General features: G+C 64.1%; 18 protein-coding genes. 10 read left to right on the forward strand and 8 right to left on the reverse strand.

Features of this window, described 5'->3' with window-relative positions; all coding sequences use genetic code 11:
- Positions 1 to 42: 42 nt before the first annotated feature.
- The 6 genes from odhB to purB all read right to left on the reverse strand — a co-directional run bounded on the left by odhB (position 43) and on the right by purB (position 9,726).
- Positions 43 to 1,251, reverse strand: a complete 1,209-nt coding sequence (gene odhB / locus FRAAU_RS08260; RefSeq protein ID WP_014403091.1) for a 2-oxoglutarate dehydrogenase complex dihydrolipoyllysine-residue succinyltransferase — start codon at positions 1,249 to 1,251, stop codon at positions 43 to 45.
- A gap of 7 nt (positions 1,252 to 1,258) precedes the next feature.
- The gene (locus FRAAU_RS08265) at positions 1,259 to 4,090 is read right to left on the reverse strand and encodes a 2-oxoglutarate dehydrogenase E1 component (RefSeq protein WP_014403092.1); all 2,832 of its coding nucleotides are present in this window, start codon (positions 4,088 to 4,090) and stop codon (positions 1,259 to 1,261) included.
- A 263-nt stretch (positions 4,091 to 4,353) separates the two neighbouring features.
- A complete protein-coding gene (locus tag FRAAU_RS08270) occupies positions 4,354 to 5,547 on the reverse strand; it encodes a cupin domain-containing protein (protein WP_014403093.1) in 1,194 nt (397 codons plus the stop codon).
- Positions 5,548 to 5,650: 103 nt separating this feature from the next.
- A complete protein-coding gene (locus tag FRAAU_RS08275; RefSeq protein WP_014403094.1) occupies positions 5,651 to 7,792 on the reverse strand; it encodes a TonB-dependent receptor in 2,142 nt (713 codons plus the stop codon).
- A 195-nt stretch (positions 7,793 to 7,987) separates the two neighbouring features.
- Positions 7,988 to 8,347 carry a winged helix-turn-helix domain-containing protein gene (locus FRAAU_RS08280; RefSeq protein WP_014403095.1) on the reverse strand — a complete coding sequence of 120 codons (360 nt, stop codon included), beginning with the start codon at positions 8,345 to 8,347 and terminating at the stop codon, positions 7,988 to 7,990.
- Positions 8,348 to 8,358: 11 nt separating this feature from the next.
- Positions 8,359 to 9,726, reverse strand: coding sequence for an adenylosuccinate lyase (purB, locus tag FRAAU_RS08285; protein WP_014403096.1), 1,368 nt, complete (start codon positions 9,724 to 9,726; stop codon positions 8,359 to 8,361).
- Between the two features lie 135 nt (positions 9,727 to 9,861).
- On the opposite strand from purB, the gene FRAAU_RS08290 reads away from it, so the two are divergent.
- Positions 9,862 to 11,253, forward strand: a complete 1,392-nt coding sequence (locus tag FRAAU_RS08290; protein WP_014403097.1) for a class II fumarate hydratase — start codon at positions 9,862 to 9,864, stop codon at positions 11,251 to 11,253.
- 68 nt (positions 11,254 to 11,321) lie between these two features.
- On the opposite strand, the gene FRAAU_RS08295 is transcribed toward FRAAU_RS08290, so the two are convergent.
- Positions 11,322 to 12,593: a cytosine deaminase gene (locus FRAAU_RS08295; protein ID WP_014403098.1), complete on the reverse strand. Its 1,272-nt coding sequence runs from the start codon at positions 12,591 to 12,593 to the stop codon at positions 11,322 to 11,324.
- Between the two features lie 228 nt (positions 12,594 to 12,821).
- On the opposite strand from FRAAU_RS08295, the gene ggt reads away from it, so the two are divergent.
- Entirely contained in the window at positions 12,822 to 14,594 is a 1,773-nt protein-coding gene (gene ggt / locus FRAAU_RS08300) for a gamma-glutamyltransferase (protein ID WP_014403099.1), read from the forward strand.
- Here ggt and FRAAU_RS16945 read toward each other — a convergent pair.
- Positions 14,491 to 15,330 carry a response regulator gene (locus tag FRAAU_RS16945; RefSeq protein ID WP_014403100.1) on the reverse strand — a complete coding sequence of 280 codons (840 nt, stop codon included), beginning with the start codon at positions 15,328 to 15,330 and terminating at the stop codon, positions 14,491 to 14,493. The two genes, ggt and FRAAU_RS16945, sit on opposite strands and share 104 nt — an antisense overlap.
- An 82-nt stretch (positions 15,331 to 15,412) precedes the next feature.
- Here FRAAU_RS16945 and FRAAU_RS08315 point away from each other — a divergent pair, with 82 nt between their 5' ends.
- From FRAAU_RS08315 to FRAAU_RS08350, 8 genes are all read left to right on the forward strand, one after another.
- Entirely contained in the window at positions 15,413 to 17,401 is a 1,989-nt protein-coding gene (locus tag FRAAU_RS08315) for a hypothetical protein (RefSeq protein WP_014403101.1), read from the forward strand.
- A gap of 147 nt (positions 17,402 to 17,548) precedes the next feature.
- Entirely contained in the window at positions 17,549 to 18,862 is a 1,314-nt protein-coding gene (gene rlmD / locus FRAAU_RS08320) for a 23S rRNA (uracil(1939)-C(5))-methyltransferase RlmD (protein ID WP_014403102.1), read from the forward strand.
- Positions 18,863 to 18,916: 54 nt separating this feature from the next.
- Positions 18,917 to 19,447 (forward strand): CYTH domain-containing protein, encoded by a 531-nt coding sequence (locus FRAAU_RS08325; RefSeq protein ID WP_014403103.1) that lies wholly within the window; start codon positions 18,917 to 18,919, stop codon positions 19,445 to 19,447.
- Entirely contained in the window at positions 19,441 to 20,448 is a 1,008-nt protein-coding gene (nagZ, locus tag FRAAU_RS08330; RefSeq protein ID WP_041270480.1) for a beta-N-acetylhexosaminidase, read from the forward strand. Before FRAAU_RS08325 ends, nagZ begins: the two co-directional genes overlap by 7 nt.
- Before the next feature lie 7 nt (positions 20,449 to 20,455).
- Entirely contained in the window at positions 20,456 to 21,001 is a 546-nt protein-coding gene (locus FRAAU_RS08335; RefSeq protein ID WP_014403105.1) for a hypoxanthine-guanine phosphoribosyltransferase, read from the forward strand.
- A 38-nt stretch (positions 21,002 to 21,039) separates the two neighbouring features.
- On the forward strand, positions 21,040 to 21,795 hold the full coding sequence (locus tag FRAAU_RS08340; RefSeq protein ID WP_014403106.1) for an S-methyl-5'-thioinosine phosphorylase: 756 nt from the start codon (positions 21,040 to 21,042) through the stop codon (positions 21,793 to 21,795).
- A gap of 171 nt (positions 21,796 to 21,966) precedes the next feature.
- The gene (locus FRAAU_RS08345; protein WP_014403107.1) at positions 21,967 to 22,170 is read left to right on the forward strand and encodes a cold-shock protein; all 204 of its coding nucleotides are present in this window, start codon (positions 21,967 to 21,969) and stop codon (positions 22,168 to 22,170) included.
- 321 nt (positions 22,171 to 22,491) lie between these two features.
- The gene (locus tag FRAAU_RS08350) at positions 22,492 to 22,800 is read left to right on the forward strand and encodes a hypothetical protein (RefSeq protein WP_041270481.1); all 309 of its coding nucleotides are present in this window, start codon (positions 22,492 to 22,494) and stop codon (positions 22,798 to 22,800) included.
- Positions 22,801 to 22,908: the final 108 nt, after the last annotated feature.

The following is a 22,908-nucleotide window of genomic DNA, read 5'->3' on the forward strand; positions in this document are numbered from 1 at the left end:
CATGCCAAACCGGCCATCGCAGGGCGATGGCCGGCTCGGAGTTTACAGTCCCAGCAGCATCCGCTGCGGGTTTTCCAGCTGGTTCTTGATGTCGACCAGGAACAGCACGGCATCGCGACCGTCGATGATGCGGTGATCGTAGCTCAAGGCCAGATACATCATCGGTGCGGCCACGATCTGGCCGTTTTCCACTACCGGGCGTTCCTTGATGGTGTGCATGCCCAGGATCGCGCTCTGCGGCGGATTGATGATGGGGGTCGACAGCAGGGAGCCGAAGGTGCCGCCATTGGTGATGGTGAAGGTGCCGCCCTGCAGATCATCCAGGCCCAGCTTGCCCTCGCGGGCCTTCTTGGCGTAGTTCACGATGCCCTGCTCGATCTCGGCGAAGCTGAGATTCTGTGTGTCGCGAAGCACCGGGGTCACCAGACCCTTGTCGGTGGACACCGCGATCGAGATATCCTGATAGCCGTGATAGACCACGTCGCTGCCGTCGACCGAGGCATTGATCACCGGGTAGCGCTTGAGGGCTTCGGCGGCGGCCTTGACGAAGAAGCTCATGAAGCCCAGCTTGACGCCGTATTCCTTCTGGAACTGTTCGCCCAGGGATTTGCGCAGCTTGCTGACCTCGGCCAGATTCACCTCGTTGAAGGAGGTCAGCATCGCGGTGCTGTTCTTGGCCTGCATCAGGCGCTCGGCGATGCGGGCGCGGATGCGCGTCATCGGCACGCGCTCTTCAGGGCGCTCGCCTGGGGTCGGAGCCACGGCTGCCTTGGCCGGCGCGGCAGCGGCCGCCGGTGCGGAATCCTGCTTGCCGTGATTGACCAGATCTTCCTTGGTCACCCGGCCGTCACGACCGGTGCCGGTGACCTTGGACGGGTCGATACCTTCCTCCGTGGCGACGCGGCGACCGGCGGGGGACAGCTCGTCCAGCTTGCCGGCGGCTGCCGGTGCAGCGGCGGCAGTTCTGGCTTCAGCCTCTGCCGGTGCAGCGGCCGTTGCGGCGGCAGCCACGGCGCCTTCCTCGAAGATCGCGATGACCTGCTGACTGTTGACCGTGTCGCCTTCCTTGAACAGGATTTCCTTCAGCACGCCGTCGGCCGTGGCGGGTACTTCCAGCACGACCTTGTCGGTTTCCAGATCCACCAGGTTCTCGTCTCGCTTCACGGCTTCACCGACCTGCTTGTGCCAGGTGGCGATGGTGGCATCGGAGACGGATTCCGGCAGAACCGGCACTTTAACTTCGATCGACATCGCAGGCTTACTCCGCTTCAAGTGATGAGTCGATGGACGCTGTCAGCGCCTGTTCGACCAAGGCCGTCTGTTCGGCAATATGGGTATTGAGGTGTCCTGCGGCCGGTGCGGCCGAGCTGCTGCGACCGGCATAGCTGAGGCGACGGCCGGCACCGGCACAGGCCTGCAGATGGTGGCGGATCTGGTACCAGGCTCCCTGGTTCATCGGCTCTTCCTGACACCAGATGACGTCCCTGGCGGATGGATACTTTTCCAGCTGGGCCACCACCTCGGCACGTGGGAAGGGATACAGCTGCTCGACGCGCACCAGAGCCACATTGTGCAGTTCCTGATGCTGGGCGGCATCCAGCAGATCGTAATAGACCTTGCCGGCACACAGCACGACCCGGGTCACCGCCTCGGTCGGCAGCGGGCGATGCTCGCCGATCACAAGCTGGAACTCACCATCGGCCAGTTCGTCCAGGGTCGATACCGCCAGCTTGTGGCGCAGCAGCGATTTGGGCGTCATCACGATCAGCGGCTTGCGGGCGGGGCGCAGCATCTGCCGGCGGATCATGTGGAAATCCTGGGCCGGCGTGGTCGGCACGCAGACCGTCATATTGTCCAGCGCGCACAGTTGCAGATAGCGTTCCAGACGGGCCGAGGAATGTTCGGGGCCCTGGCCTTCATAGCCATGGGGCAGGAACAGCGCCAGTCCGCACAGTCGGCCCCACTTGGATTCGCCGGAACTGATGAACTGGTCGATCACCACCTGGGCGCCGTTGGCGAAGTCACCGAACTGGCCTTCCCAGATATTCAGGGTCTGCGGATCGGTGGTGGAATAGCCATATTCGAAGGCCATCACGGCCTCTTCGCTGAGGAGGGAGTCGATGACTTCGACCGTGGCGTCCTTGCGGACATCCTGCAGCGGGGTATAGGTGTGACCGTCTTTCTGGTCGTGCAGTACCGCATGACGATGGAAGAAGGTACCGCGGCCGCAGTCCTGGCCGACCAGGCGCAGGTTGAAGTCGTTGTCGACCAAGCTGGCATAGGCCAGATTTTCGGCAAAGCCCCAGTCACCGGCCACCTCGCCGGAGGCCATCTTGCGGCGGTCATCATAGATCTTGGCGACACGCGACTGCAGCACCAGATCCGCGGGAAGCTGGGTCAGCTGCGAGGCCAGCTCGATCAGCCGCTGCTTCGGCACGCGGGTGTCCACCTTGGTGGACAGACGACCATTGATGTAGGGCGCCCAGTCGAAATGGATGTCCTTGGGCAGGTCGTGGGCCAGGTCGGCCATCGGCTCGCCGGCCTCCAGACGATCACGATAGGCTTCGAACAGTTTCTGGACGTCACCGTCGGCGATCACGCCTTCCTTCACCAGCTCGGCCCCGTACAGCTCACGGGTCGGGGCGCGCTTGCGGATGATCTGGTACATCACCGGCTGGGTGGCCATCGGCTCGTCGGCCTCGTTGTGGCCGTGACGGCGATAGCAGACCAGGTCGATCACCACATCTTTCTGGAAGGTCTTGCGGAACTCGTAGGCCAGGCGGGTGACTTCGATCACCGCTTCCGGATCTTCACCGTTCACATGGAACACCGGTGCGTTGACCATCTTGGCCAGATCGGTGCAGTACTGGGTCGAGCGCGAATCCAGCGGGTTGGACGTGGTGAAGCCGACCTGGTTGTTGACCACCACATGCAGGGTGCCGCCGATCTTGAAGCCACGGGCCTGAGACATGTTCATCAGTTCCATGTTGACGCCCTGGCCGGCGAAGGCCGCGTCACCATGGATCAGCACGGCCATCGAATGCTGGCAGGCCTCGTCGCCACGCTTGGTCTGGCGGGCCCGGACCGAGCCGGCCACCACCGGGTTGACGATTTCGAGATGCGAGGGATTGAAGGCCAGGGCGACATGCACGCCTCCCTTGGGCGTGGCGATATCGGCCGAGAAGCCCATGTGGTACTTCACGTCACCCGAGTGCGCCGGATCGTCCGGGTGCTCGAACTTGCCTTCGAATTCATTGAACAGGGTGCGCGGCGGCTTGCCCAGGATATTGACCAGCATGTTCAGGCGACCGCGGTGGGCCATGCCGATCACCAGTTCCTTGACGCCGTTGTCCCCTGCCGCGCGGACAATGTCATCCATCAAGGGGATCAGGCTGTCGCCGCCTTCCAGCGAGAAACGCTTCTGGCCGACATACTTGGTATGCAGATAGCGTTCCAGACCGTCGGCCGCGGTGAGTCCCTGCAGCAGGCGGCGCTTTTCATCGGCGCCGAGGCCGGCATTGCCGCCGGCCTGCTCCAGACGCTCATGGATCCATTCGCGCTGATGGCTGCGACTGATATGCATGAACTCGGCACCGATGCTGCCGGCATAGGTGCGCTTGAGCTGCACCAGCAGTTCGCGCAGGGTCAGGCGCTGGGCGCCGCCATAATTGCCTGTGTCGAAAACAGTATCAAGATCGCCGTTGTCCAGACCGTGGAAGGACGGCTCCAGATCGGGGGCGGCGAGATGCTCGGCCAGACCCAGCGGATCAAGCCTGGCGGCCAGATGGCCGCGGGAGCGGTAGGCCGTGATCAGCCGAAGGATGGCCGCCTGCTTGCGGGCGTGGGCCTCATCGGCCGGGGCGGCAGCGTGGACGCGCTGCTTTTGTGCGGATTCGATGCGGGCGATGGCAGCGGAGTGGGGGACGTCACCGGATTCGCGGCCTTTGAAACGGGCGAAGTACTGGCTCCACTCATCGGGAACGGCCGCGCTGTCGTTCAACCAGGTTTCGTAAAGCTGTTCAACATAGTCGGCGTTGCCGCCTGCTAGCTGCGAGGTTTCGGCAAACTCGCGAATCAGATTTGTGCTCACGTTACCACCGGCATTGGCTTTGAAGAGGTACAGGCTGAGAAGAGGTGACGGTCGCTGTTCTCGACCGTCGCTGGCTATCGGCAGCGAAGAATTATCCTCCCCCTATTGCGCTGCGACAACCCGGCGCCTTGCATTTTTTATCGAGAGATGCCTTCGATAAAACGAAACGATGGCGACGCATCCATGCGCGAGGCGGTTGAGACAGAGCGATGGCGGCCGCTGCCGGCCAGCCGTCGTTCAGTCATTCTGTCCAGTGGATGAACTCAGTCTTCCGGCCAGGCCAGCACGAACTGGCCTTCCTCGATCAGACGCGCCAGCAGGTCGAGGGTGGCAGCGGGAGGTGCCGGATCGAGCTTCGGTGTCGGGAGGCACAGGCCTTCGGCGACCTCCGGCTCGGCATTCCAGGCATGGCCGCAGGCAAACAGCCTGCCTTGCCCGTCGGCATGCCCCCATGCCAATCGCGCCCAGGGATGACGGATCAGGACTTCGCCGGCCGCCAATCGTGCCGCGATATCGGCCGGATCGACATTCTCTTCGGAGGGAGCCGGAGTCTGTGCAGCGCGATAACGGGTGACGAAGCGGCCGAACCAGTCCAGCACCATCGCATCGGACAGGGCGGCGGTCATCGGTACGGCGGCACGGACCCGCTGCAGGGCCGCTGCATCGATTTCGCCGGCACGCAAGGACGGCACCAGGTCGGGATCGGCATAGCGCTGGTCCTCGCTCAGGCGTTCGGCCAGATAATCGGCCAGATCACCGGTCAGCTCGGCCTTGGACGGCGCGCGCATGCCTACCGACATGGTCATGCACGGACCGCCATCGGCGATGCCGTCATGCGGAATATTCGGAGGCAGATACAAGATGTCGCCGGGCTCAAGCACCCACCGATGATCGGGCTTGAACACCTGCAGCTGCTTCAGCTCGATATCCGGGCGAAAATCGCGGGGGCCGTCTTGATCGGTGTCGATGGCCCAGGCGCGGCGGCCCAGGGTCTGCACCAGAAATACGTCGTACTGGTCGATATGGGGGCCGACACCGCCGCCTTCCTCGGCATAGGAGATCATGATGTCATCGACGCGCCAGCTCGGCAGAAAACCGAAGGGCTGCAACCAGGCGGCCACGTCGGTATCCCATTTGTCGACATCCTGCACCAGCAGGGTCCAATGGTCTTCGGGCAGCTCGGCGAAGTCGGACTCGGCGAAGGGACCTTGCCGCAGATGCCATGCTCCGCTGGCCGGATCGTGAACCGCGATGCGGGCCAGCACGCCTTCTTCGCAAGCCAGACCACCAAGGTCATCCGGATCGATCGGTGGTTGCAGGTCCGGAAACGCGCCGCGGATCAGCAGCGGGTGTTTCTGCCAGTAGTCACGCAGGAAAACCTCGGCGGACATGCCCAGCGGCAGGCCGGGGCGGGCATGGACTTCAATGGCGGGAGCGGGAGCAGCGGAAACAGTCATGGCAGGCATCGTGGCAACGGCGGAAGATGCAGTCCGCAGAGGACTGCATCCGGGGTCGCAAGTCTACACCGACTGCCATCGCGTCGGATCCCCGGGACAAAGATCAGAGGTCCAGCTCGACGCTGGCACTGAAGGTGCGCGGCGTGCCCAGTACACCGGTATAGCTGGCGGCGCTGCCATTGTTGCTGCCGGTGTACAGGCCGGCCCAGTAGCGCCGGTCGGTGAGGTTTTCCAGCTGCAGCCGCACGATCAGGGGATGTCCCTTGGTCCGGGTCTGCCAGCGCGCACCCAGATTCATCGCCACATAGGCCGAGGCATAGCTGTTGTTGCTGTTGGTGGCCGCCACCCGGCTGCGGTACTGGCCGCCGAGACTGACGGCCCACAAGTCCTCGCCCGGTACGGGCAGCAGATAGTCCAGCAGAACCCCGGCCTGGGCCTGGGGCACGCCGACGACCCGCCGATTGTCGTTCAGGGGCGAGCTGGTGCCCTGCAGGCGGGCATCGATCCAGCTGGCGCCGCCCAGGATCGACAGCCGGGAGGTGATCTGGCCGTTGGCGCTCAGTTCGATGCCGTTGTTCCGCTGTGTGCCCTGGGTCTGGTAGATATTGTCGTCGCCGGCGAAGCTGTAGGCCCGCTCGATATGGAACAGCGCGGCGCCCAGCTGGGTATGGCCCAGGGTGCGCTTGTAGCCCAGTTCGTACTGGCGACTGCGATAGGGAGCCATCACCTGGTTGGCGTTCTCGGCGCTGGCCGGAGCGATGTCGCCAGGCTGGATGCTGCGGGCCCAGCTGAAATACAGGGTGTCGAGCGCGTCCGGGGTATAGATCGCCGTCACCGTCGGACTGATCGCATGGTGGACCTGGTAGCTGCTGGTCAATGCGCCGTTCCTGGCGTAATTCTGGGTCCGCAGCCAGCTCGAGCTGACCACGCCCAGCAGCGCCCACTGCTCGTTGAAATGCACGGTGTCGCCGACCACCAGTGATTGCTCGGCATTGCGCGCGGCTAGCGGGCCATGGCCATGGCCGAAATCTCCGCCCCAGGGCTGCATCGGGAAGCTGGCCGGGTCCTGCAGAGTGGCGCTGCCCAGTGCCACCGAGCTTGGCGTATGGCCGGCGTATTGCAGCTCGGAAAAACCATTGGTGCCTAGATTCAGCTCATGGTGGACCGAGCCGGTATCGAAGTCGCCATTCAGGTACAGCGAGTTGCTGGTCACGGTAAAGCGGCTGGCGGCGCCCTGGCCATAGCTGGAGGCATAGTCGCCATGGTTGCCGACCAGGGTGGTATTGATGCCGCCCAGATAACGGTCGGCCATCTCTTTCAGGCCGCCCAGGCTGATCTGCCAGTGCTCGTTGAAATGATGGATCAGCTTGGCTTTGTAGATGCGGGTGTGTTCGTCCACCCCGGCATAGGACTCGGCAAGTCCGGTCAGATGGGGATCCGGCGCATTGGGCAGCTCGGTATTGCCCTTGGATCCATAGGTGAAGCTGCCGGGAAATCCGCGCTGATGAAAGTAGTAGTCGCTGGCATCGAGCTGCAGCACGGTGTTTTCATCGAGATGGATGTCGAAGTCGCCGCTGAGCAGCTTGCGACGTTCCTGGCTGCCGCGATAGACCCCGCTGCCCTCGCCTTGCAGGGCATTGATGCGATAGCCCAGCCAGCCGCCACGTCCGATCCGGCCGCCCAGGTCCAGCTGGCCGGTCCACATGCCGCGCCCGTCTTCCCGGGCGATGATGCGGTTGACGAAGTGGTCGGTGGGCCGCTTCAAGGTGTAGTCGAACACGCCCGACGGGGCGGTTGGGCCGTACAGCGAGCCGGCCAGCCCGTTGAGTACGGACACGTTCTGCAGCATCTCCACCGGATAGGCGGTGGTGTCGATGACATTCAGTCCATCCATGCGGCTGTTGGAGACCACTTCACCGGCCATGCCGCGGGTCAGCGGACGCTGGCCGACCTGGGTGGAGGGCAGATAGGCCAGCAGATCATTCGGATCGGTCGCCAATTGGTTGGTCATCACGGAGGTGTCGACCTGGGAAACCATGAAGGGTGTCTGCTGCCAGCTGCGGGTGCCCAGAGGCCCATTGGCCGGCGGGGTGATCCGGGTGGTCTGGACCATGCCGTAACCTTCCTCGGCCTTGCCGGCCCTGACCTGGACGGCATCCAGGAGGTGACTGTGCTGCCGATCCGCCGTGGCAGGTTTGTTCGGGCTGGCTTGCGCGGCGGCCTGGGCCAGCAGCGGTACGGCCATCAGGCAGAGGCCTTGCAGACAGGCGATGACGAGCGGGCGGAGCGGCTGTCCTCGGCGAGGGGCGGGGTGGCAGGAACAGGCATTCTTCACGTTAATATCGCGTTAGTCCGATAGATTTGGTGAACTATATCGGCGCGACTGCATGACCGCAACGCCGATATGTACGGGCGTCGCGTTCGGCGTTGCGGGCAGGCGTCAGCTGGCGCCGGGAAGGCGCAGGCTGGAGAGTGTCGTCAATTCATCGGCCAGCAGGGTCGCGGCGCGGGCCTGCAGTCGCCGGTAGGTCTCGCAGACGGTGATGCCGGCCGGGGTCAGGGTAGCCCCGCCCCGTTGATTGCCGCCTTTGCGGGTCTGGGCCAGAGGGCGCCCAAAGGTATGGTTCAGCGCCTCCAGCAATTGCCAGGCCCGCCGATAACTCATGTCCATGCTGCGGGCGGCCGCCGAGATCGAGCCGGTCTCGGCGATCCGCTCCAGAAGCTGGATCTTGCCCTTGCCCAGGGCATCTTCTTCGCCGAATACGATGCGGATGCTGAGCTGGGGCAGGGGCGAGGTCACGGCACCCAGCCTCAGATGCCCTGCGCCAGCTTCACGGCATCGCCGATATAGCTGGCCGGGGTCAGCTCGAGCAGGCGCTGTTTCGCATCCGCCGGCAGATCAAGGCCGCCGATGAATTCGCGCATCGAAGTCTCGGTGATGCCCTGTCCGCGGGTCAGTGCCTTCAGCTGCTCGTAAGGCTCGGGCAGGCCGTGACGACGCATCACGGTCTGCACGGCTTCGGCCAGCACTTCCCAAGCCCCGTCCAGGTCGGCGGCGATCCGCTGCGGGTTGATCTGGAGCTTGCCCAGGCCCTTTTTCAATGACTCCAAGGCCACCAGGCTGTGCCCGAAAGCCGTGCCGAGCGCACGCAGCACGGTGGAGTCGGTCAGGTCGCGCTGCCAGCGGCTGATCGGCAGCTTTTCGGCGAAGTGACCGAGCAGGGCGTTGGCCAGACCGAAATTGCCTTCCGCGTTTTCGAAGTCGATCGGATTGACTTTGTGCGGCATGGTCGAGGAGCCGACTTCGCCGGCCTTCAAGGCTTGCCTGAAGTAGCCCAGCGAAATATAGCCCCAGATGTCGCGGGACAAATCGATCAGCACGGTATTGCCGCGACGGATCACGTCGCAGTATTCGGCGATGCCGTCATGGGGTTCGATCTGGGTGGTGTAGGGATTGTAGTCCAGGCCCAGACTGTCGACGAAGCGGCGGGAGAAACCCTGCCAGTCGACTTCCGGGTAGGCGATGGCATGGGCGTTGTAGTTGCCCACTGCGCCATTGATCTTGCCCGGCACGCGCTGGGCGCGAAGCTGCTCCAGCTGATGGCCCAGGCGGGCGGCGACATTGGCCAGTTCCTTGCCCAGCGTGGTCGGCGAGGCGGTCTGGCCGTGGGTGCGCGACAGCATCGGCAGGGCCGCGTGGGCATGCGCCAGTTCGGCCAGACCGCTCAGAATCTGCTGGTAGGCCGGGGCCAGCACCTGGTCGCGGGCATCGCGCAGCATCAGCGAATAGGACAGGTTGTTGATGTCCTCGCTGGTGCAGGCGAAATGCACGAATTCCTTGGCCTGGGCCAGGGCGGCGTCATTGCCGATCTTTTCCTTGATGAAATACTCGACGGCCTTCACGTCATGGTTGGTGGTCGCCTCGATGCTCTTGATGCGTTCGCCATCTTCCACGCTGAAATGGCTGGCGATGCCGCGCAGGCGGGCGATGGAGGCGTCGTCGAAGGCGGGCAGCTCGACGATGGCGGGCTCGGCGGCCAGAGCCAGCAACCATTCGATTTCGACATGGACGCGCCGATGCATCAGGCCGAATTCGCTGAAAATGGGCCGCAGCGGCTCGACTTTGCCGGCGTAGCGGCCATCGAGGGGAGACAAGGCGGTCAGGGTGGCTGATGACATCGGTCGGGATCTCGTTGAAGACAAGCGGAAGCCGTCAATTGTACAACGAGCAGCTGCCGACCGTAGCCGTGCCGGCGAGGCGGCAGCGAAGGCGCTATCATCGGCGGCAATGTCTGGTGACTGGGAGGCTTGCGCATGAAAGCGAAATTCCGGATCGAGCATGACAGCATGGGGCCGCTCAAGGTCCCCGCGACAGCCTTGTACGGCGCGCAGACCCAGCGCGCCATCGAGAATTTCCCGGTATCCGGCTGGCCTTTGCCGCCCTCCTTCATTCATGCGCTGGGCCTGATCAAGGCCGCCGCCGCCGAGGCCAATGGGGAGCTGGGCGTGCTGGATGCCGAGCGGGTCAAGGTCATTCGCAAGGCGGCACTGGAGGTGGCGGCGGGCCGCCACGATGCCGAGTTCCCGGTGGATGTGTTCCAGACCGGCTCAGGCACCAGCAGCAACATGAATGCCAACGAGGTCATCGCCCACCTCGCCAGTCATGAAGGTCTTGCCGTACATCCCAATGACCATGTCAATGCGGGCCAAAGTTCCAATGACGTGATTCCCACCGCGATCCAGGTCAGCGTCAGCCTGCAGGTTCACGAGCAGCTGCAGCCGGCGATCAAGCATCTGCGACGGACCCTTGCGCGCAAGGCCAAGTCGCTGAAGCATGTGGCCAAGACCGGGCGGACCCATTTGATGGACGCGATGCCGCTGACCTTTGGCCAGGAGCTGGATACCTGGGCGGCGCAGCTGAAACTGGCCGAGCAGCGCTTGGGTGACAGTCTGCGCCGCTATCGGCACCTGCCCCAGGGCGGCAGCGCGGTCGGTACCGGCATCAATGTCGACCCTCGCTTTTCCAAGGTCTTCGGCAAGCAGTTGTCCAGGCTGGCCGGCCTGCGTTTCAGTCCGGCCGACAATCTGTTTGCCGGCATCGCCGGGCAGGACGGGGCGGTGGAGGTCTCGGGGCAATTGAAGTCGCTGGCGGTGAGCCTGATGAAGATCGCCAATGATCTGCGCTGGATGAATTCGGGGCCGCTGGCCGGGCTGGGGGAGATCAGCCTGCCGGCCTTGCAGCCTGGCTCATCGATCATGCCGGGCAAGGTCAATCCGGTGATTCCCGAGTCGACGGCGATGGTGGCGGCCCAGGTGATCGGTTTCGATGCCGCCATTACCGTGGCCGCGCAGTCCGGCAATTTCCAGCTGAATGTGATGTTGCCGTTGATTGCCTACAATCTGCTGCAGTCGATCGGCCTGCTGAGTGCCAGTTGCAGGCTGCTGGCCGACAAGGCCATTGCCGGCTTCGAGGTCAATGCCTCACGTGTGGCCGAGGCCTTGACCCGCAATCCGGTGCTGGTGACGGCGCTCAATCCCGTGATCGGCTACGAGCGCGGCGCGGCCATTGCCAAACAGGCCTATCGCGAGGGACGGCCGATATTGGAGGTCGCGGTCGAGGCCACCGGATTGCCTGAGCAGGAACTGGCTGGCTGGCTGGATCCGCTGCAGTTGACGCAGGGCGGGCTGGTCGGCGGCGAGCACTGAGTCGCGGACGCCAGTCGGGGGCGGGCGTGTCGTGACCTGGGTTGTTTGTGCCCACGAGGCCGGTCCCGTCAATCGCTGCGCGACAGATCCAGCCACGCGGGTTGTTCCAGATGCAGCCGGCTCCGGCGGGGCGCGGTCTCGGCAATGATGCGACCGGCCCGGATCACCCACAGCCGGACCGGCCGCAGCCGGATGGCCTCGATCGGGTCACAGGCCTGCAGTACCACCAGATCGGCGCGGCAGCCCGGGCGCAGTCCGTAGTCCTTCAGGCCAAGTATGGCCGCGGGATGCTCGGTGACCGCGCGGTAGCAATCCCTCAGCTCCGCTTCGCCGGTGAGCTGGCCGACGTGAGCCCCCATGCTGGCGACTTCCAGCATGTCGTGACTGCCCAGCCGGTACCAGGGATCCATCACGCAGTCATGACCGAAGCCGACGCGCAGCCCGGCGGCGCGCAGCTCCTTGACCCGGGTCAGGCCGCGTCGGCGCGGGTAAGTGTCGTAACGCCCTTGCAGGGTGATGTTGATCAGGGGGTTGGCCATCACGTGCAGGCCGGCCTCCTGCATCAGGCCGATCAACTTGCCGGCATAGGCATTGTCCATCGAATGCATCGAGGTCAGATGCGAGCCGGTGACCCGGCCCCGCAGGCCGTGGCGAACCGTTTCGGCCGCCAGAGTCTCGACGTGACGGGAGGTCGGGTCGTCCGTTTCATCGCAATGCATGTCGACGGGCAGGTCATGCTCGGCGGCCAGTCGGCACAGCTCGGCGATTGAATTGGCGCCATCGGACGGACTGCGTTCGAAATGCGGGATGCCGCCAATGCCGTCCAGGCCCAGGGTCAGTGCCTGCCGCAACTGTTCACGACCGCCGGCCAGCCGCAGATAGCCATCTTGCGGAAAAGCGATCAGCTGGATGTCCAGCCAAGGGCGCATGTCATCACGCAATTTGATCAGGGCGCGTGCCGCCGTCAGTCTCGGGTCGCTGGTGTCGACATGACTGCGGATGGCCAGATTGCCTTGGGCGATAGCCATTTCGCAAAGCCGTCGTGCACGCCGGTAGATCGATTCCTCGTCAAGCTCCGGCTTCAGTTCCGACCAGATCGCGATACCTTCAAGCAGGGTGCCGCTCAGGTTGTGGCGAGGTCTTCCGGCGGTCAGCGCGCTGTCCAGATGGAAATGGCCGTCAACGAATGGCGGCGAGACCAGCCAGCCCTGCAGATCCAGTCGTTGTCTGGCGGGTGCCTCGATCCGGGGTTCGATGCCGATGATCCGTCCGTCGCTGATCGCGATATCCACGATCGGGCCTTCCGGCAGGCGTGCCTGGTGCAGCAGCAGGTCCAGCATGGTGTGACTCGTCGGCGAATGGATCGTCTCTTCTACCACCGCCGGGCGTGGCCGGCCAGTCGACGTCGCCAGGCGGTTGCCGATATGTCGCCGAGTATAGATTGACGGCATGGGTCCGGCGGCCCGGCCTGCGGCGCCCGGCCGCTCGGACGGGCGTGGCGGACAGGGCCGTCAAGAGTGCTATGCTCGGGCTGAAACCGAACTTTTGCAAACGGAGACTGACCGCCAATGATGCGTGCGTGGCTTGCCCTGGGTTCACTGGGACTGATGAGTATGGGATCGCTGGCCTGGGCGGATGCGCCCGCGGCGAAGGATGTGCAGGTATCGGGCCGAGCCCTGGATTCCACCGCGCCGCCGACGACGCTCGCGCAGCTGGCGAAGGATGTCCCTGTCCATGCACCTCATGCGATGGTGGTCAGTGACCAGCACTATGCGACCGAGGTCGGCGTCAGGATTCTGCGTGCCGGTGGCAATGCCATTGATGCGGCGGTGGCGGTGGGCTATGCGCAAGCGGTGGTCAATCCCTGCTGTGGCAATATCGGCGGAGGTGGCTATCTGGTGGCCCATATGGCAGACGGCCGGAATCTGTTCCTGGATTTTCGCGAGAAGGCGCCGTTGAAAGCGACGCCTACCATGTTCCAGGACGGCCAAGGTCGGGTCATGCCTGATCGAAGCACGCTGAGCTATCTGGGGACCGGCGTGCCGGGTACCGTGATGGGTCTGAACGAGGCGCTCCAGCGTTACGGCACCATGAAACTGGCCCAGGTGATCCAGCCGGCGATCGATCTTGCGCGCAACGGCTTTGTGCTGCAGCAGGGCGATGTGAACATCTTCAATCGACGGGTCAAGGATTTCGCCAAGGAACCCAACGTGGCGGCGATCTTTCTGAATCACGGCCAGCCCTGGCAGGTTGGCGAGACGCTGCGTCAGCCGGAGCTGGCCAGGACGCTGGAATCGATCCGTGATGGCGGCAGCAAGGCGTTCTATCATGGGCCGATCGCCCAGGCTGTAGTCAAGGCCAGCCAGGCCAACGGTGGCCTGCTGAGCCTGCGCGACTTCGCCGATTACACGGTGCAGTGGGACAGCCCGGTGCAGTGCGATTATCACGGCTACCATCTGGTGTCGGCGCCGCCGCCGAGTTCGGGGGGTGTCACCGTCTGCGAAATTCTGCTGCAGCTGCAGCCCTATCCGCTGGCCAAGTGGGGTTATGCCTCGGCACAGGCCATCCATTACCAGGTCGAGGCCGAACGTCGTGCTTTTGCCGACCGCAACAGCGTGCTGGGTGATCCGGCTTTCGTTCACAACCCGATCGCCGAACTGCTGTCCCCGGCCCATATCGCCAAACTGCAGTCGACCATCCAGCCGGTGAAGGCCACACCATCCTCCGAGATCAAGGGTGATCTCGATGGTTCGGAAGGCACCAATACCACGCATTATTCGGTGGTGGATGCCAAGGGCAACGCGGTGGGCGTCACCTATACGATCAATTTCCTGTTCGGCACTGGCCATATCGCAGGCGATACCGGCTTCTTCCTGAATGACGAGATGGACGATTTCACCTCCAAGCCGGGGGTGCCCAATGCTTTCGGCCTGGTCCAGGGCAAGGCCAACCAGGTCGAGCCGGGCAAGCGTCCGCTGAGTTCCATGACGCCGACGGTGGTGCTGAAAAACGGCAAGGTTTTCATGGTCACCGGCAGTCCGGGGGGCTCGACCATCATCTCGACGGTGCTGCAGAGCATTCTGAACGTTACCCAGTACGGTATGAACGTGCAGCAGGCCGTGAACGCGCCGCGGATGCATCACCAGTGGTACCCCGACCAGGTGAATGTCGAGCCGGGTTTGCTGACGCCGCAGGTCCAGCAGCAGCTGGAACAGGCTGGTTACCGTTTCCATACCGTCAATTCCTGGGGGGCCGACGAGGCGATCCTGGTTGATCCTTCGGGCGGGCTCGATGGCGCGAACGACCGGCGTCGGCCTGCAGGTCTGGCGGCCGGTTACTGATCCCGTCGCTGGTGACCGGACCCGGTATGCCTGTCAGGGCCTGCCGGGTCTGCCGGATCTGGTGCTGCAATGCCTGCAGCGCGGAATCGGAGAGACGCTTTCCGCGTCGCAATCTGGTTTCCATTGCCGCGGCCTGCTGGCCCAGGGACGGCGCGCCGCACAGGGCGCAGCTGGCATGCAGACGGTGCAGCCATTCCAGCAACTGAGTCGGTCGACAAGCCAGTTCAGGCATTCGCCTTTCCCATTCGCCGAGCTCGTCGGCAAGCAGGCTGCGCAGACGCGCTGTCTGGGCGGCAGGTCGATGTGGCGGGAGGGCGTCCTCGGCGTATAGCCATGGTGGCAGCAGAGCGGTCAGGAGTTCCTGCAATGCCTGTGTATCGATCGGTTTGTCGAGGATATGCCGGACAGCCATTTGCTGCAGCTGGAGGCCTTGGCCGGGGCTGATGCCGGCGGAGAGCACGATGATCGGCGGGACCTCCTGCCGAATGCGCTCTTGTCGCAATTGCTGGATCAAGGCGGGTGCCGGCATGTCGGGCAGATGGTAATCCAGCAGAATGACGGCAGCTCCGCCCTCGGCGAACAGGCGCAGCAGATGTCGACCGGTACGGGCGGCGCGGGGACGCAAGCCCATCTGCAGCAGGATATGTACCAGATGCAGGCGGCTGCAGGCATCGTCTTCGGCGATCAGAATTCGTCGGCCCCGGACATCGTGGCGCGGTGGCTGAGTGCAAATCATCCGGCCTGACCCTCCTTGAGTCCGGCAAGTTTTGGCACAATGCGTGGTTATGTCGTTGTCTTCAAGTCCCCGGCTGTGGTGCATGCTTTTGCTGCTGTGGTGTTCGCCCGGCTGGGCGGATACCGTGGTCTCCTTGCGTCATGCTCATTGGCCCGGTGTCGAGGTGCAGGGGCTGCAGGCCCGTCTTGGCCGGGACGACGCCGGGCAGCCGGGCCTGGTGATGCGGATTGCCCAGCTGAGCATCGACCGGCTGGGCTGGCGTGGCGTCGGTGTCCAGATGAATGGTCGCCTGACCAGCGAGCCGGGCGGGCGCTGGCGTTTCGTGGGCGGCGTGGCCTGTCACGGTGCCCCGGGTGGTGCCTGGGATCATGCACAACTGGTGTTGGTGGTTGATACCCTCGCTAACAGCCTGTTTGCCAATCTGCTGCAGGATCAATCCCGATTCTCCGCGGCCTTGCCCTTGGATCAGCCCAGTCACTGGCAGATAAGCATGGATCAGCTGCCGGCGGCCTGGTTGCATCCTGGGGGAGGCGGCGGGCGGGAGAGCCTGTTCGGCAAGGGGGTGCTGAGCGGTGAGCTGGCACTGGATCTGAACGATGACGGCTTGCACGAATCAGGGATATTTCACGGTCGGGACATCAGTCTGAATCTGCCCGGCATCGGCTTCAGCGGCGTCGGACTCGACGGCACCGCGCAATTGAATGCCCAGCTCGATGCTGGCGGTCATCTGCAGCAAGCCCGGTTGCAGGCGGTGGTGCAGCGCGGTCACTGGAACCTTCAGGGCTGGCAGGCACAGTTGTCGGATGGTTCGGCGGTTCATCTTGGTCTGGATGCGGATGCGGTCGAACATGGAGGTGTGGCGCTGGGGTTGCGCTGGATCGATCCGCAGGCGCTGCGATTCGACGGCCGCCTCCAGTTTGACGCCAGGGGCAGGGTGCGCGAATTGAGCCTGGTCCATCTGAATGTTGATCTGGCAAGTGCCTGGGCGCATTACGGCGGCAGTCTGGATGGCACAGCCTGGGCAGGGCCGCTGCAGGCATCCGGCCAGATCGATGGCGCTCTGGACTGGCGGGCCAGTGGCTGGCGTGCGCTGGCACTGCATTTCCGGGATGTCGCCATTCAGGGGGAAGGTCTGCCCTTGAGTGTGCAGGGGCTGCAGGGGACGCTGGACTGGCGTCTGCATGGCCTCGGCCCGATGACGCGACTGGATTGGAAGCAAGTGGCCCTGGGCGGAGCGGTGCAGGCGGCAGGACAGTTGCAGTCGCAAAGTCGCGATGGCCAGTGGCGGCTGCTGACCCCTTTGAGTTTGTCGCTGTGGGGTGGTCAGCTGCGTTTCAATGCACTGGCGTTGAGCCCGCAGTCCGGCAGTCTGCAGGGCTCGGCGGTGGCCAGCGTGCAGGGTCTGCATCTGGATCAGCCGGCGCGGGCGTGGGGCTTGCCCGGCCTGCCGGTGATCTGGAGTCAGAGCGGGGTGGCGATGCATGGCAATCTGCGGCAATGGAGCTTCGATACGCCCTTGCAGGCCGAGCTCTGGGGTGGTCCGCTGCTGGCGGACAGGATTCGACTCAGCCGGCCGGATTTCACGCAGCCGATGCAGCTGGCCGGTGACCTGCAATTTCAGCAGATTGATCTGCAGGCGCTCGGCAGTTCTGCCGATCTTGGTCCGCTCACCGGTCGCGTGCAGGGACGGGTGGATGGCCTGCGCCTTCAGCAGGGAGGGGGTGTGCAGGCCTTCCATTTGAATCTGCGCAGCGATGGCGGCGGGCGCCTCAGTCAGCGCGCGGTGATGGCGTTGTCCGCACTCAGCGGCAGCGGGGCATCCAGTGGCCTGCAGGGCATGATGTTGCACGTGTTCCGTTCGCCGCCCTATGTGAGACTGGGCATCGATGCCCGGCTGGCGGACGGCGTGCTGTATCTGGACGGCATGGACCATGACGATCACGGCTATACCCTGGTCGAGGGTCGCGGTCTGCCGTTTGTGCGACTGACGGGGCATGACACCCGGTTGCCCTGGGTGACGGCCTTGCGCCGGCTGCGCGCCGCCGGTGGCGGTCGTCAGTCGACGCGCTGAGCACAGGGCTCGCCGATGCGCTGCGGGTGGCGGCATGGCCTGTTATCATTGCCGGTTTGGTCCGGTCGTCTTCACGGAGGCGGCGGATATCCACCCCTAGCCGAGGACAGCTGATCCGCTCATGCGCGGACGGGCTGAACTGATGCCATGAATGAGTTTGAAACCACCATTGTCGACCTGGGCCATGATGGCCGCGGGGTGGCCCGCCAGGGCGACAAAGTCGTCTTCGTGGCCGGCGCGCTGCCGGGCGAACAGGTACGCTTGCGAATGCGCAAACGGCATCGCCACTATGACGAGGCCGAGCTGCTGGAGGTACTGACGGCCTCCCCGGATCGAGTGGAGCCGCGCTGCCAGCATTATCAGCAATGCAGCGGTTGCAGCCTGCAGCATCTGGCGCCTGCGGCCCAGATCGAGGCCAAGCAGCGGGTGCTGGCCGACAATTTCCAACGGATAGGCAAGGTCAGTCCGGAAAGCTGGCTGCCGCCGCTGACCGACAGCCCCTGGGGCTATCGTCGTCGCGGCCGCCTGTCGGTACGCCATGTCGCCAAGAAAGGACGGGTGCTGGTCGGCTTCCGCGAGGAAGGCAATCCCCGCTTCGTGGCCGACATCCAGCGCTGCGAAGTGATGCATCCGGCGCTGGGGCCGCATATCGGTGCCCTGGCCGACATGATTTCCGGACTCCAGGCCGGCGCGGACATCGCCCAGGTCGAGTTTGCTGCCGGCGATGGCCGCATGGCCCTGGTGTTCCGTCATCTCAAGCCGTTGTCGGATGCCGATCAGGCGGCGATGGTCCGGTTCGGGCAGGCGCATGAGCTGGCGATCTATCTGCAGCCCGGTGGCAATGACAGCGTGCATCCGCTGTGGCCGCAGGACATGCAGTTGTCTTTTTCGATCGGCGGTGGCCGGCCTGGTGACGACGTCAGCCTGGCGTTCCGGCCGCTGGACTTCGTCCAGGTCAACGCCGGCATGAATCACAAGATGATGGCGCAGGCGCTGGATCTGCTGGATCCGCAGCCGACCGACAAGGTGCTGGACCTGTTCTGCGGGCTGGGCAACTTCAGTCTGCCGATTGCCCGTCGCGCCGCCAGGGTGGTCGGCGTCGAGGGTGAGCATGGTCTGGTCGAGCGGGCGGCGCAAAACGCTGCGCGCAACGGCCTGGACAATGCCGGCTTCCATGTCGCGAACCTGTTCGAAGACCAGCGCAATACGGCCTGGGCGCGCGAGGACTGGGACAGCATCCTGCTCGATCCGCCGCGGGCCGGGGCGGACAAGGTGCTGGCCTATCTGCCGCGCAAGAAGACCCGGCGACTGGTCTATGTGTCCTGCCACCCGGGTTCGCTGGCGCGGGATGCCGGACTGCTGGTGCATGAGCACGGCTTTCGGCTGGTCAAGGCCGGTGTGATGGACATGTTCCCTCACACCGCGCATGTTGAATCCATTGCCTTGTTCGAGCGCGCTTGAAGCGGAAACGTCCGTCGCGCGAGCATCGGTTTCTGATCTGGAGGATAGCCGGCCATGGCCGTAGAAATTGAACGCAAATTCCTGGTGCGCAGCGATGTGTGGCGCGACCGGATCCAGCACAGCGAAGTCATGGCCCAAGGCTATCTTGTCGGCATGCAGGCGCTGGTGCAGGGGCTGGCCAAGTCTTCGGTGCGGGTCCGCCTGAGCGGAGAACAGGCCTGGCTGAACATCAAGTCCGCGACCCGTGGTGTCTCGCGTGCCGAATATGAATATCCGGTGCCGGCGGCCGATGCCCGTGAAATGCTGGACACCTTGTGTGACGGCGTGGTCGAAAAGGTGCGTCATCATGTGTTGCATGAGGGCGCACTGTTCGAAGTCGATGAGTTCACCGGCCGCAATCAGGGGCTGATCGTGGCCGAAATCGAGCTGAGCTCCGAGGATGCGGCTTTTCCGCGCCCCGAGTGGCTGGGAACCGAGGTCAGTGAACTGGAGCGCTATTACAACGTCTGCCTGATCGATCATCCTTATGCGATCTGGTCGGCGGCCGAGCGTGCAGCTGAGGATGCCGGGGCACAGGCATGTTGATGATCGGTCTGGCCGGCACCGGGCTGGCCGCCGTCGAGCGATCATGGCTGACCGCGCATGGCGTCAGCGGCGTGATCCTGTTCGCCCGCAACTACACCAGTCGTGAGCAGTTGCAGGCGCTGGTGGAGTCGATCCGCGAGATTGCCGGCGAAGATTTTCTGATCGCGGTGGATCATGAGGGCGGTCCGGTCCAGCGTTTCCGCGAGGGCTTTACCGCGCTGCCGGCCCTGGCCAGTCTGGGGGCCGCATGGGATCGCGCACCGGGCGAGGCCGTGCAGCTGGCCGAGGAGCATGCCTGGCTGATGGCCAGCGAACTGCGTGCCTGCGGCATCGACTTCAGTTTTGCGCCGGTGGCTGATCTGGCGCGCGGCAATGCTGCCATCGGTCGACGTGCCTTTCATGCCGATCCGGAAGTGACGGCCGAGCTGGTCCAGGCCTACATGCGCGGCCTGCATCTGGGCGGTACCGCTGCCGTGCTCAAACATTTTCCCGGCCATGGCTCGGTGCAGGCCGATACGCATGTGGCGATGGCGGTGGATCCGCGGCCGCTGGAGCTGATCCGGCGGGATGACCTGCGCCCCTTCGCCGAGGCGATCATGATGCGGGCCGAGGCTGTGATGATGGCCCATGTGGTCTATCCTGACGTCGATGGCCGGCCGGCCGGCTATTCAAGACGCTGGATCGGCGAGGTGCTGCGCGGCGAGCTGGGCTTCAAGGGCATCGTCTTCAGCGATGACATCAGCATGGCGGCGGCCGGCGAGGCAGGTGATGTCGCTGCGCGTGTCGGTGCCCATCTGGATGCGGGCTGCGATCTGGTGCTGGCCTGCTTTCCCGAAGTGGTGCCCGACGCGATCGCGGCTGTCGCCGACCGCGTATGTTTGTCAGCCGAGCGCCTGGCACCCTTGCGCGGAGCCGTGGCATCGACCTGGGCCGGTCTGCTGGACAACCCCCAGCGGCAACGTTTTATTGCGCGGGTGACTGCGCTCGAATCCCTATCCTGAGGTACTCATGACCTATCCTGCCACTCTGGCCGAAGCCCTGATCCAATCCGATGTGCTGTTCGATCGTGATCAACTCAATCAGGCGATCTGCCGCATCGCGGCCGACATCGATGCCGCTCTCGAGGGCGAGCGTGCCCTGTATCTGACCGTGATGCACGGTGCCTTGATTTTTGCCGGCGAACTGGCGCTGGAAATCAAGACCGATATCGAGTTCGACTACGTACATGCCACCCGTTACCGCGGGGCCACCACCGGCAGCGAACTGCACTGGCTGCGTGAACCGCAATGCGACATGAAGGGGCGTACCGTGCTGCTGGTCGACGATATTCTCGACGAGGGCCATACCCTGAAGGCGATCCGCGAAAACTGCCTGGCCCGTGGTGCCAGCCGCGTGCTGATCGTGACCCTGTGCACCAAGATCCATGACCGGCGCACTCCGGGCATCCAGGCCGATTTCAACGGCGTGGATCTGCCGGATCGTTATGTCTACGGTTTCGGCATGGACTACAAGGAGCAGGGCCGCAACCTGCCCGCGATCTACGCCTTCAAGTAAGCGCCGGTCTTGCTCCCACCCCGTTTCAGGAACACTCCATGACTTCCAGCACCATCGATCTTGCCGTCATCGGCGGCAGCGGCCTGTACCAGCTGCCCGGGCTCGAAAACGTCCAGCGGCACAGCGTCGACACCCCCTACGGCCCGGCTTCCGGTGATGTGGTCTGCGGCCAGTGGAATGGTCATTCCATCGCCTTCCTGGCCCGCCACGGCGAAAGCCATACCCTGCCGCCGCATCGGGTCAACTACCGTGCCAATCTGTGGGCATTGCACAGTCTGGGAGCGCGCCGGGTGATCGGCGTCAATGCCGTCGGCGGCATTCGCGACGATATGGGGCCCCGGGTGCTGGCCGTGCCGGATCAGTTGATCGACTATACCCATGGCCGTTTCACCAGTTTCTGCGATGTCGAGGGCGCCGAGGTCAAGCACATCGACTTCAGCGAACCCTACACCGCCGATTTGCGGCGTCGTTTGCTGGCGGCTGGCGAGAGCTGCGGCATCGCCCTCGTGGATGGTGGCTGCTACGGCGCCACCCAGGGGCCGCGACTGGAAACCCGCGCCGAGATTGCCCGCATGCGTCGTGACGGTTGTGATCTGGTCGGCATGACCGGCATGCCCGAGGCCGCGCTGGCGCGTGAGCTGGAACTGGATTACGCATGTCTGGCGCTGGTCGCCAATTTCGCGGCCGGCTGCGGGGATGAAGAGGAGATCAGCATCGAGGAGATCTTCGAACATCTGCGGGTGGCCACCACCCAAGTTCCGCCGTTGCTGAAGGCCGTACTGGCCCAATTGTGAGACCCGTCGGGGCGCTTGCCGTCTGATCTGCCCTGGCGGGTGTGCATTTGCTTTTTGCGTATTGCGCTTTGCCTGCAAACATGTTGATACTGGGCCACCGGAAGCCGGGCCGAGTGTGGTCCGGCCCTGTGGTCCGGTGATTTCAACTCCACGCTTTTTGAGGTTCAACGTATGCGTTTTGGTACGGTCAAATGGTTCAACGATGCCAAGGGTTTTGGGTTTATTGCGCCTGAGGATGGCGGCGAAGACATCTTCGTCCATTTCTCGGCAATCAGCGCCAAGGGTTTCCGCAGTTTGCAGGAAGGCGCGCGGGTGAAGTTCGAAGTGACCCAGGGGCCCAAGGGTGCCCAGGCATCGAGTGTCGAACTCGCCTGACCTTGCCGTATTGAGGTGAGTCGCGACCCCGCCGACATGGCGCGGGTCCGGCTTTTGCGTTGCCGGTCCAGCGGGTGACGGAAGGTTTCAGAGTCCATCGAAGGTATGCCGGCCCGTGGCGGTTTTTTCATGCCCGAAGGCGCCTGATCCTGATGGAACGGTGATGCGATGCTCGCTCCCTGCGGGGATGTCAGCGGCCACCGGCAGTCTTGCAATTCTGCGCCCGGTTGCCTTGGCCCGTGAACGTGCCTCCACGTTTATGCCTGTGCTGGTCAAGCGCGCAGGGGCGGCTTCCTGCGTATCCCGCTCGACATCTGAACCATGTTGTTCGATATCAAATCGTCGGTACGCTCTGGCCGTGACCCCATTGTTGCCGACGCCTCGCGGTCCGATAGCGATATCGATGCGGCAGCTGCTGGGCAATGCCGCCGTACATCCGGGGCGTCCATTCATCGGGTTATCGACCTTTTTCGGGATCAATTTCTGGTCGTGGAGGCGCTGATTGGCGCAGGTCATGGCCGGGCCGGTCCCATGTGGATGCTGGAAGGCATGGGGGCGATTGCCGCCATGGAGAGCCGGGCGGCGAGCGGAATTGCAATCATGGCCGACTGGCAGCCGCATTCCCGATAGGGTTGTGGTCAGGCCGCAGGGCTGTCTGTCCGTACATCATGCCTCGGCGCCGGTTCCTGCCATCGTTCATGGCAGGAACCACCGAGCCGAAACTGACTGAGGTGCCCG

Origin of the sequence: Frateuria aurantia DSM 6220, assembly GCF_000242255.2 — a bacterium.
Lineage (GTDB): Bacteria > Pseudomonadota > Gammaproteobacteria > Xanthomonadales > Rhodanobacteraceae > Frateuria > Frateuria aurantia.

Bases quoted from the DNA above. Each gene is read 5' to 3' on its own strand.
- odhB (WP_014403091.1), bottom strand. From the start codon at position 1,251: ATGTCGATCGAAGTTAAAGTGCCGGTTCTGCCGGAATCCGTCTCCGAT.
- FRAAU_RS08270 (WP_014403093.1), bottom strand. From the start codon at position 5,547: ATGACTGTTTCCGCTGCTCCCGCTCCCGCCATTGAAGTCCATGCCCGC.
- FRAAU_RS08275 (WP_014403094.1), bottom strand. From the start codon at position 7,792: ATGGCCGTACCGCTGCTGGCCCAGGCCGCCGCGCAAGCCAGCCCGAAC.
- purB (WP_014403096.1), bottom strand. From the start codon at position 9,726: ATGTCATCAGCCACCCTGACCGCCTTGTCTCCCCTCGATGGCCGCTAC.
- FRAAU_RS08290 (WP_014403097.1), top strand. From the start codon at position 9,862: ATGAAAGCGAAATTCCGGATCGAGCATGACAGCATGGGGCCGCTCAAG.
- FRAAU_RS08295 (WP_014403098.1), bottom strand. From the start codon at position 12,593: ATGCTGGACCTGCTGCTGCACCAGGCACGCCTGCCGGAAGGCCCGATC.
- ggt (WP_014403099.1), top strand. From the start codon at position 12,822: ATGATGCGTGCGTGGCTTGCCCTGGGTTCACTGGGACTGATGAGTATG.
- FRAAU_RS16945 (WP_014403100.1), bottom strand. From the start codon at position 15,330: ATGATTTGCACTCAGCCACCGCGCCACGATGTCCGGGGCCGACGAATT.
- FRAAU_RS08315 (WP_014403101.1), top strand. From the start codon at position 15,413: ATGCTTTTGCTGCTGTGGTGTTCGCCCGGCTGGGCGGATACCGTGGTC.
- rlmD (WP_014403102.1), top strand. From the start codon at position 17,549: ATGAATGAGTTTGAAACCACCATTGTCGACCTGGGCCATGATGGCCGC.
- FRAAU_RS08325 (WP_014403103.1), top strand. From the start codon at position 18,917: ATGGCCGTAGAAATTGAACGCAAATTCCTGGTGCGCAGCGATGTGTGG.
- nagZ (WP_041270480.1), top strand. From the start codon at position 19,441: ATGTTGATGATCGGTCTGGCCGGCACCGGGCTGGCCGCCGTCGAGCGA.
- FRAAU_RS08335 (WP_014403105.1), top strand. From the start codon at position 20,456: ATGACCTATCCTGCCACTCTGGCCGAAGCCCTGATCCAATCCGATGTG.
- FRAAU_RS08340 (WP_014403106.1), top strand. From the start codon at position 21,040: ATGACTTCCAGCACCATCGATCTTGCCGTCATCGGCGGCAGCGGCCTG.
- FRAAU_RS08345 (WP_014403107.1), top strand. From the start codon at position 21,967: ATGCGTTTTGGTACGGTCAAATGGTTCAACGATGCCAAGGGTTTTGGG.
- FRAAU_RS08350 (WP_041270481.1), top strand. From the start codon at position 22,492: ATGTTGTTCGATATCAAATCGTCGGTACGCTCTGGCCGTGACCCCATT.